The organism is Streptococcus sp. E24BD, assembly GCF_041807825.1.
GTDB lineage: Bacteria > Bacillota > Bacilli > Lactobacillales > Streptococcaceae > Streptococcus > Streptococcus entericus.
This window is the reverse complement of record NZ_JBGTZB010000047.1, coordinates 1-9,573: the sequence shown is the minus strand read 5'-3', so window position 1 is coordinate 9,573 and position 9,573 is coordinate 1. Positions and strand designations below refer to the sequence as shown.

Here is a 9,573-nt window from a genome sequence, read left to right as displayed (position 1 = left end):
GTCTTTCTAATGAGTTGTTTAAGCACTTTTCATTGTAGGTCATATGGAACTTTTTTTCTACACTCAAAAGGCTCTATAATCTCCATGGTGGATTTACCCACTACAGAAATTATAGAGCCAAAAAATATAGAAAAAACTGGACTAAACATCCAGTTTTTTGATACTATGAGCGGCGTTTTTGCTTACCAGCATTACGTTTTTTATTATCGATGTTAGCAATGATGGCTTTAGGAGCTTCTTTGCTGTCATGAACTGGTTTAGCAGGTTTTGCTGTCTTCGGCTTATAGGCTTTCGGTGGGTTAAGGCGATACTCTTCCTCGACCTTAGCTCTTAGGCGTGGCTTGATTATATAGGTAACCAGAAGTTGTTGGAAAATAGCAATCACACCACCGACTAACCAGTAGAGAAGGACCCCAGCAGGAGACGTAAAACCGAATCCGACCATCATGATTGGCATCATGTACATGGTTGTTTTCATTTGAGCTTTTTGCTCTTCAGGAACAGTTGCTAGAGACAGATGAGCTTGCAAAAGGTAAAGTGCGGCGATGATTGCGGTCAAAATCAGGTCTGGCTGATCCAAGCGGAACCAGAGGAAACTCGTGCCACTGATGCCTTCTGTATAGCGTGCAGCATAGAAGAGGGCAGAGAAGAATGGCATTTGAATCAGAATCGGTAAGCATCCTATGCCGCCAAAGAGACTAAGACCATATTCTTTGTTTAACGCCATGATTTCGGTCTGGATGGCCAACTTTTCATCGTTGGTCTCAGCCTCTCGTAGGCGTTTATTTAGTGGTTCGAAAATATGGCTAAAGTAGTTACGTTTCTCAGCCTGATAAGTGGCTTGCCAAGACTGATAAAGTCCAAGAGGCAAGATGATCAAGACACGCACCAAGATGGTCACAAGGATAATCGCAATCCCAAAGCCGAGTGCTTTATCAACAGCGAAATAGCGAATTACTTCACCCATTGGGGCAACGAGATAATTCCAAATCGGGTCATCCTTAGTAGGGACGCCATTCACAGTGTTGACACACCCAGCTAGGAGCATAAGTAGGCTCAGGCTTAAACCTGAGAGTAAGAGTCGATGTTTTTTCAAAATCATGTATTCCTTTGCTTTTTTGTGATACCATAACATTCTACCTTTTTTTGAAAAAATTCTCAACAGTTTAGGTAGTATTTCGTCAGTTTGTGACAGGGACACTCAGTTAACCACTCGAAAATCGCTGTAATCTGAAAAAGCGACAGGTGTGACATCGACATAAGTCACCTTAGCAAAGGGTGAAGGATTATTTCTAATCCCATGAATAAATCGCTGTAATTCGTGATGTTCTTCAGCCTGAGCGAGAATTTCGACAGTACCATCGTCATTATTCCAGACCCGTCCATAAATACCGCCAATTTCCATGGCTAGCGCCTGAGTCGCATAACGAAACCCAATCTCCTGAACCCGACCTGCTACAAGTAATCTGACCTTTTACATCTTGCTCTCCTTAAAAAAATCTTTTATCAAGGTTAGTTTACCATAAAATGGTCGTATTTGTGATATAATAGATAATTAAGTTTTTGGAGGTCAAGATGGCAAAGTTGATGCCAAGCTGGGTCAGACAAGAAGGGGTCGCCCTTTATCAAACTGGTCAAGTTCAGCTACAGGATAGTAATGAACAAAGCCATCAACTGATGGTGGGAGATGCTGAGGTAACTTACGCTGATGATGACTACTTCAATCATTGTAATTGTGATTTCTTTGCGACTAAAGGGTATTGCGCTCATTTGGCAGGTGCGGAGCATTTTGTGAAACACCATCTACTATCTGAAGCGACACCCAAAGTTGAAGAGACTGTCCAGCAGAGCCGTTCAGAGTATCTTTTTGCCAGTCGTTTTTTAGATGAATTAGAGGAACTTCCGCATGAAGAGAATAAGTATTGCTTGTCAGTCATCGGAGAGCGACCTTATGGTCAGCAGTTGCTATGGACGATTAAAATTCAGCGCTTACCCGACCAGCGCTCCTATGTGATTCGTGATATTCCAGCTTTTCTCAGTCTGGTGCGTGATCAAAAACATTACCAAATCGGTAAGAATTACTATGAGCAACTAAGCACGGGCTGGTTTGATTCAGCCAGCCAAGAAGTGTTGCACTTTTTAAATCGCCTGGCCTCTAGCGACAGTTCAACGTTCTTCCCAACCTATGGTCGCCATCTTTTTTTGCCAGGCGGATTTTTTGCAGAAGGGCTAGAGGTACTTGGGAAACTATCTTCCTTTTCATTAACCCTCTTAGCAGGTCAAGTGTTAACGCAACCCAACTTGAAGCCCTTGGCAGCTGAGTATAAGCTCTTTCAATTCGAGGTTAGGTTAGAGCTTGATCATATAGGACTAGTCATCAAAGAACGCTATGATCTTTCCCTATTTGAGGGACAGTATCTTTATCGTGAGGGTGTTTTTTACGCCTTAACTGATAGTCAGCAACGCCTGTTCAAGGCGCTTAGCAGTTTACCTATCGGAGCAGACTGGCATAAAACCTTGATTATGGATTTGACCGAGCAAGGACGACTGGCAGAACATTTATTTGATTTTTCAACCTTGGGACCTGTCCAGGCACCGCTCTCATTTGCTATTAAAGATTTTGAACCAGAATTTATCATCACTCAAGAGGATCATCAACTGAGACTAGACCTTGTTCTACACTATGATGATCTAACAGTCAAGGAACAATCTGAGTTTATGGCTCTGCCATTTACTAGTCACCCTAAAAAGAAGCGAGAGATTGATAGAACATTGGTGAGGCTAGGCTTTGCGCCAACTTTTAGTAGTTATCGAGCTCTGCCCAAACAAGCTGAACTTTATCAATTTTTTGAACAAGAACTACCGCAGTTGCGCTGCTTGGGGCAGGTGACCTTGTCACCAGCTGTTGAGGCCTTGTGGCAGGTGGTTAGACCACGTATTGCTTTTGAGAGGGCTGGCGGTTTGCTAGAGGTCAATTTTGATTTTTCTGACCTTAGCCCGACTGATATTGAACAGGCGGTCATCAGTCTTCAAGAGCAAGAGCCTTATTTTATTAGCCGTTCGGGTCAAGTGGTGGTATTCGACGATGAGGTTAAGCGGATTTCACAGACGTTGTTAAATTTGCGGGCTAAGCACCTCGATAAGAGTCGGTTTCAAGTGTCTAACCTTGCTAGTTTTCAACTTAAAGATGCCTTGTCCAGTTATGACAGGGTTAATTTTTCTGATGAATTGCAATCCATGACAACTCATCTTTCGCACCCTGAAACTTTTGAGCTGGGAGAACTTCCTATTTCTGCGACCTTACGAGGGTACCAGCAACGTGGCGTGCAGTGGCTGTCTGTTTTGGATCATTATGGTTTTGGCGGTGTTTTAGCTGATGACATGGGGCTTGGCAAGACCTTGCAGACCATTGCTTTCTTGTCGAGACAGCTGTGTGCTGGTCAGCGTGCACTCATTTTAGCGCCTTCTAGTTTGGTTTATAACTGGCAGGAAGAGTTTGCCAAGTTTTTGCCGGAGGTAGCAGTCAGTGTGGTTCAGGGGACTAAGGCTCAGAGAGAAGCCAGCATCAGACAGCAGGATGCTGTGCTGTTGACCTCCTATCATAGTTTTCGTCAGGACTTGCTGACCTATCAGGACTATCATTTTGACTACTTGATTTTAGATGAAGCACAGGTCTTGAAAAATAGTCAAACCAAGATTGCGCAAGCCCTGAGAGACTTTCCGGTTTCGAGATGCTTTGCCCTGTCTGGCACACCGATTGAAAACCGCTTGTTAGAAATCTGGTCGATATTTCAGATTGTTTTACCTGGCTTATTTACAAGTAAGACCCAATTTAATCAGCTGTCTGCACAGGCAGTCGCACGCATCATTCGTCCGTTTTTGCTACGTCGTCGGAAAGAAGAGGTTCTTCCTGAATTGCCAGATATGACTGAAATCACCTATCATAACGACATGAGTGATGGTCAGAAAACCATTTATCTGGCACAGCTGGAACGCATGCAACAGAGGGTACTTCAAACCAGCCAGGCAGAATTTGCTAGAGATAAAATTGAGATTTTATCAGGAATTACACGGTTGAGGCAAATCTGCAATACGCCGCAGTTGTTCATGCCTTACGAAGGAAGTAGTGGCAAGCTTGATGGGCTTAGAGACTTACTGGTCCAACTCAAAGATAACGGACATAGGGTCTTAATCTTTTCCCAATTCAGAGGCATGTTGACCTTGATTGAAGAGCAATTACAAGAACTAGGTCTGAACAACTACATTCTGACAGGGTCAACGCCACCAAGGGAACGTCAAGAAATGACGACCGCATTTAATAAAGGCAGTCGGGATGTGTTTCTGATGTCATTAAAGGCTGGTGGTGTTGGTCTCAACCTCACTGGTGCAGACACAGTTATCCTTGTTGATCTGTGGTGGAATCCTGCCGTCGAACTACAAGCGATTGGGCGGGCACATCGGCTGGGACAAGATAAACCTGTTCAAGTCTATCGTCTGATTACCAAAGGAAGCATCGAAGAAAAGATTCTGGCTCTGCAAGATAACAAGCGCCATTTAATCAAAGATGTTCTGGACGGTGATGTGCCAAAATCTAGTTTGACACTTGCTGAAATCAAGGAAATTTTAGGCATTTCGGAATAAGTAGTCTTTGAAAAAAAATCTATTTTACGGTATAATGTGGTGTTGAAGGATAGGAGGCCGGGACAAAAGTCTTAACTTCTCAATTGATTTTTAATTTTCAAGCAAGGCGCAGTGGTTGAGTGGGCTCTAATTCGCTGATTTTATCAGCTGAACAGCCCTGACGATTGTGCGAGCCTTGATCGCTCTATCCACAACCTCAAACAGCCTAAAGATGGCTGTTTGAGCTGTGCGGAGGTGGGCCAACGGCTCATCGAATTCTGACGAATTACCGATTTTTGTTCCACTCTCTGACCTTGCTTATGAAAGGAGCCCAGTGCATGACTAGACCACGGCACTTATTTCCTCTTGTGGCTGATGACGAGCCTGTTATCAAGCTTGCTCGGGTGATGTCCCTTTATGAGAATGAGGATGTGATTACAAATATTAAAGGCAACTATCAAGATAAAATTTATGCTGACGAGGTGGAAACTGCTGGTGAGCCTGCTGGAGTAGCTGACACGCCTCCAACTACTCAGCCGGTTTTTGAGCCGGCAGAAAAAGGGCGTCAAGAAGCACGAGCAGACCTTAAGAAAAAGCGACAAGCCCTGCTGACACGTGAAATGCCCATTATTCCAAAATCAAAAGAGCCAGTGTCCTCTCGCTCACAAGCGCGAGTTGCTACTAACAAACCCATAAAGGGCTGGGGCGACTATGCTAAAGCCCTTAGACAAGATGCCTACATCTTAGCAGAGTTACCACAACTCTACCAAGAACCTGTTAATGCTTCAGCAAAAGAGCCTAAAAAGAACAATTATGACTTCTTGAAACGGAGTCAAATCTACAATCAGGATGCCATTCAACGTCAAAAGGAACAACGTGTGGCCCAAGAACTAAACCTGTCCCGTCTTGAAGGACAAAACTGAGGAGAATTAAATGACAAAAACTTATCATTTTATTGGGATTAAGGGCTCAGGAATGAGCGCTCTAGCACTGATGTTGCATCAGATGGGGCATGATGTGCAAGGAAGTGATGTTGATCAGTATTACTTTACCCAGCGTGACCTTGAATTGGCTGGCGTTAAGATTTTGCCCTTTTCGACAGATAATATTCAGCCCGATGTGACGCTCATTGCAGGAAATGCTTTTAGGCCAGATAACAATATTGAAGTAGCTTATGCCTTGGAACAGGGCATTCCATTTCAACGTTACCATGAATTCTTAGGCGATCTCATGACTCAGTTTACCAGTTTTGGTGTGGCAGGTGCTCATGGCAAAACCTCAACAACGGGTCTTCTAGCCCATGTGATGCGCCATATCACAGATACCAGTTATTTGATTGGTGATGGAACAGGTCGTGGTTCTGATCAAAGTTCTTATTTTGTGTTTGAATCTGATGAGTATGAAAGGCATTTTGCGCCTTATTATCCCGCCTATTCGATTATTACTAATATAGATTTTGACCATCCTGATTATTTCACCAGTGTTGACGACGTGTTTAACGCGTTTAACGACTATGCTAAACAGGTCAGCGAGGGACTGTTTCTCTACGGTGGTGATAAGTATCTCAGACAAATAGAAGCAGCCGCACCGATTTATTATTACGGTTTTGAGCCAGCGGATGATTTCCAAGCTGTCGATATTTTGCGGACAACAGAAGGATCAGACTTTCGAGTGCTCTATCGCGGTGAGGACTTAGGTATCTTCCACATGCCTGCTTATGGTAGCCATAACATTTTAAACGCTCTTGCGGTTATTGGTAATCTCTATATTGCAGGGTTTAGTATGGAGTTGGTGCGTGAGCATATCCGTACCTTTGCTGGCGTCAAACGTCGCTTTACTGAGAAACGAATCGATGACACAGTGATTATCGATGATTTTGCCCATCACCCGACAGAGATTATTGCAACCCTTGATGCTGCACGTCAGAAATACCCAGAAAAAGAAATTGTTGCTGTTTTTCAACCGCATACCTTCACTCGAACCATCGCACTCCTAGATGATTTTGCCATAGCATTGAATGAAGCGGATAGTGTTTATCTGGCTCAGATTTATGGCTCGGCTCGCGAAGTGGATAAGGGTGAGGTCAAGGTTGAGGATTTGGCTAATCGCATCACCAAACCTGCTAGTGTCATTACTGTCGAAAACGTTTCACCTTTGTTAGATCATCAAAATGCCGTCTATGTCTTTATGGGAGCTGGTGATATTCAGTCCTACGAGCAATCTTTTGAACAGTTATTATCTAATCTAACACGAAATAACCAATAAAGTAAGCGATAACTTGAAATTTATAGTTAATTCAGTTATAATAGTATGATGATAAACACAAGGAGGTTCTGCCGTGACCGATATCTTTAATGATGACGACCGTCCAAATGCCACTCACGATAAAACATTCAAGGAAAAAATTCTAGAGGACTTGCGCCAAGCGTCTCGTCAGCGTGAAGAACGATTAGCTCAGGAAGAGAAAGCTCGTCAGGAAGCTGCTTTGGAGGCTGAGTTGGCTTGTCATGAGCAAGATGCTACATTGGAGACTGAGCCATTAGTTGACCAAGATAAGGCTATGCCTGATGAACCAATCGAACAATTGTCTCCTGAAGAAGATGTTCTTGAAGCTGAACGCGAAGTTATTCGACGTGAGTTAGAGCGCTATGATAGTCTATCAGAGACGGCCATTCCAGATTTCTCTGAGACAGCTCCGATTGATTTGGAATCTCTCCGAGAAACCACATTTAATGACTTTGGCGATACCGTCATCATCGAACAAGCTAGTTTGAGTGGTTTAGAGCCAGTTGCAGAAGAAACTGACCATCGTCCGGAAGTCCTTCCTTTTGATCAGGATCTCTTTGCTGATAATCCAGTTGATGACGATTACGAGGACTATATTGTTGCGGATGATGCTTTTAGACAACAGAAACGTCAGAAAAATAGTTCTCTGGCAAAGAAAATTTCACTGATTTTGGGAACAACGATTGTTGTCTTGCTCCTGGTGACAGCTTTCTTTGGGTACCGCTATGTGTCTAGTGCTGTAGGACCATTGGATAAGACAGCAACTGATTACGTGCAAGTGGAGATTCCATCAGGATCTAGCAACCGTCAAATTGGTCAAATTTTGGAAGAAAATGGTTTGATTAAAAGTAGTACAATTTTTAATTACTATACAAAGTTCAAAAACTATTCAAACTTCCAAAGTGGCTATTACAACCTTCAAAAGAGCATGTCACTTGATGATATTTCAAAATTACTCCAAGAAGGGGGAACACCAGAGCCAGTTTTACCAGCACTTGGAAAAATTGTCATTCCAGAAGGCTATACATTGACCCAAATTGCTAAAGCTGTTGCTCTAAACGGCGCAACAGATGATAAAACAGATAAGTCACCATTCTCAGAAGAAGACTTCCTTGCCCTCGTTCAAAATCCAGAGGTCATCGCTCGAATGGTTGAGAAATACCCAAATCTTCTGGGTAGCCTACCAGATGCCTCATTAGTGAAATTCCAATTAGAAGGTTACCTCTTCCCAGCAACCTACTCTTATTATGAGACAACGACATTAGAAGGACTCTTAGATGAGATGCTGGCAGCTATGGATAATAATTTGGCTCCTCATTATGCAACCATTGCTGAGAAAGGTATGACAGTTAATGAGGTTCTGACCCTAGCATCGCTGGTTGAAAAAGAAGGCTCTTCAGATGATGATCGTCAGAAGATTGCTAGTGTTTTCTACAATCGTTTGGCCATTGATATGCCGTTACAGAGTAATATTGCCATCTTGTATGCAATGGATAAGCTAGGTGATAAGACAACCTTAGCTGAGGATACAGCCATTGATACGGCGATTGACTCCCCATACAACATTTATGCTAATGTTGGCCTAATGCCAGGTGCAGTGGATAGCCCGAGTTTGAAAGCCATCCAAGCGACTATCATGCCCGCTCAAACCGATTACCTCTATTTTGTGGCTGACGTGACAACTGGCAAGGTTTACTATGCAGAAACCTTTGAAGACCATGAAGCTAACGTTGAAAAATACGTTAACAGTAAATTACCGTAATAAAAGTAACAAACTTGATGTGTTCGCACGTCAAGTTTGGTGTTGATATAGAAAGTGAAAGTTATGGCTGAAAAAACATATCCGATGACCTTAGCTGAAAAAGAACAGCTAGAAAAAGAACTAGAGGAGCTGATCCTTGTCCGTCGTCCAGAAGTTGTTGAGCGTTTGAAAATCGCTCGTTCTTATGGTGACCTTTCCGAAAACAGTGAATATGATGCAGCAAAAGATGAGCAAGCCTTTGTCGAAGGGCAAATCTCTATGCTTGAGACCCAGATTCGTTTTGCAGTTATCATTGATAGTGATTCTATTGCAAAAGATGAAGTAGCTATAGGAAAAACGGTTGTTATCAGAGAAATTGGAAGTAAGATAAAAGAAACTTATTCTATTGTTGGTTCAGCAGCAGCTGATGTTTTGGCGGGTAGAATTTCTAATGAGAGTCCATTTGCACAAGCTATTATCGGTAAGCGTTCAGGCGATACCGCAACGATTCTCGCCCCTACATGCAGTTATGATGTTGAGATTCTAAAAGTGACAAAAACCAAGTAATAAAAATAGAGGCTGGGACAAAAGTGAACTGCACCCCAAAAGTTGGACGGAAAAATCTAACTTTTTTGGGTGCCTTTCTTATGGCGTTAACTTATAAAGATAAACTAGACATTTATCAGCCTCGAAAACGGTTCTGGAAGAGCCCGTCTCAGCTCAAACTTAGGAAATTAAAAGGTGAGGAAAAATCGCATTCTTACGAATTACCGATTTCCGTCTCACTCTCTGTTTATTATAAGATAAATTGCAAGAATAAGTGCAACACTTATCACAATTCCTTCAATAGTGCTTCAAAAGCTGTTCTGTAAGCCAAACATTTTCGTGGTCGGTTATTGATGTCAAATAAGACTTTCGCCAATTGT

At 42.8% G+C, this 9,573-nt stretch carries 6 protein-coding genes and 1 pseudogene; 5 read left to right on the top strand and 2 right to left on the bottom strand.

Annotation, left to right across the window (positions count from 1 at the left end; genetic code table 11):
* Window positions 1–163: 163 nt before the first annotated feature.
* Both yidC and ACERC5_RS09165 read right to left on the bottom strand, forming a co-directional pair.
* A complete protein-coding gene (yidC, locus tag ACERC5_RS09170; RefSeq protein WP_373659590.1) occupies window positions 164–1,096 on the bottom strand; it encodes a membrane protein insertase YidC in 933 nt (310 codons plus the stop codon).
* Window positions 1,097–1,201: 105 nt separating this feature from the next.
* Window positions 1,202–1,474 (bottom strand): annotated as a pseudogene (locus ACERC5_RS09165) (acylphosphatase); the annotation flags it as partial.
* A gap of 101 nt (window positions 1,475–1,575) precedes the next feature.
* On the opposite strand from ACERC5_RS09165, the gene ACERC5_RS09160 reads away from it, so the two are divergent.
* The 5 genes from ACERC5_RS09160 (at window position 1,576) to greA (ending at window position 9,214) form a co-directional block, all read left to right on the top strand.
* Complete coding sequence (locus ACERC5_RS09160) at window positions 1,576–4,641, top strand: DEAD/DEAH box helicase (protein ID WP_373659591.1); 3,066 nt, start codon at window positions 1,576–1,578, stop codon at window positions 4,639–4,641.
* A 317-nt stretch (window positions 4,642–4,958) separates the two neighbouring features.
* Window positions 4,959–5,543: a hypothetical protein gene (locus ACERC5_RS09155; protein ID WP_373659592.1), complete on the top strand. Its 585-nt coding sequence runs from the start codon at window positions 4,959–4,961 to the stop codon at window positions 5,541–5,543.
* A 10-nt stretch (window positions 5,544–5,553) separates the two neighbouring features.
* Window positions 5,554–6,885, top strand: coding sequence for a UDP-N-acetylmuramate--L-alanine ligase (gene murC / locus ACERC5_RS09150; protein ID WP_373659593.1), 1,332 nt, complete (start codon window positions 5,554–5,556; stop codon window positions 6,883–6,885).
* A 73-nt stretch (window positions 6,886–6,958) separates the two neighbouring features.
* Window positions 6,959–8,668 carry an endolytic transglycosylase MltG gene (gene mltG, locus ACERC5_RS09145; protein ID WP_373659594.1) on the top strand — a complete coding sequence of 570 codons (1,710 nt, stop codon included), beginning with the start codon at window positions 6,959–6,961 and terminating at the stop codon, window positions 8,666–8,668.
* A 63-nt stretch (window positions 8,669–8,731) separates the two neighbouring features.
* Entirely contained in the window at window positions 8,732–9,214 is a 483-nt protein-coding gene (gene greA / locus ACERC5_RS09140) for a transcription elongation factor GreA (RefSeq protein ID WP_373659595.1), read from the top strand.
* Window positions 9,215–9,573: the final 359 nt, after the last annotated feature.

Coding starts and splice junctions, on each gene's coding strand:
- ACERC5_RS09160 (WP_373659591.1), top strand. CDS start 1,576: ATGGCAAAGTTGATGCCAAGCTGGGTCAGACAAGAAGGGGTCGCCCTT.
- ACERC5_RS09155 (WP_373659592.1), top strand. CDS start 4,959: ATGACTAGACCACGGCACTTATTTCCTCTTGTGGCTGATGACGAGCCT.
- murC (WP_373659593.1), top strand. CDS start 5,554: ATGACAAAAACTTATCATTTTATTGGGATTAAGGGCTCAGGAATGAGC.
- greA (WP_373659595.1), top strand. CDS start 8,732: ATGGCTGAAAAAACATATCCGATGACCTTAGCTGAAAAAGAACAGCTA.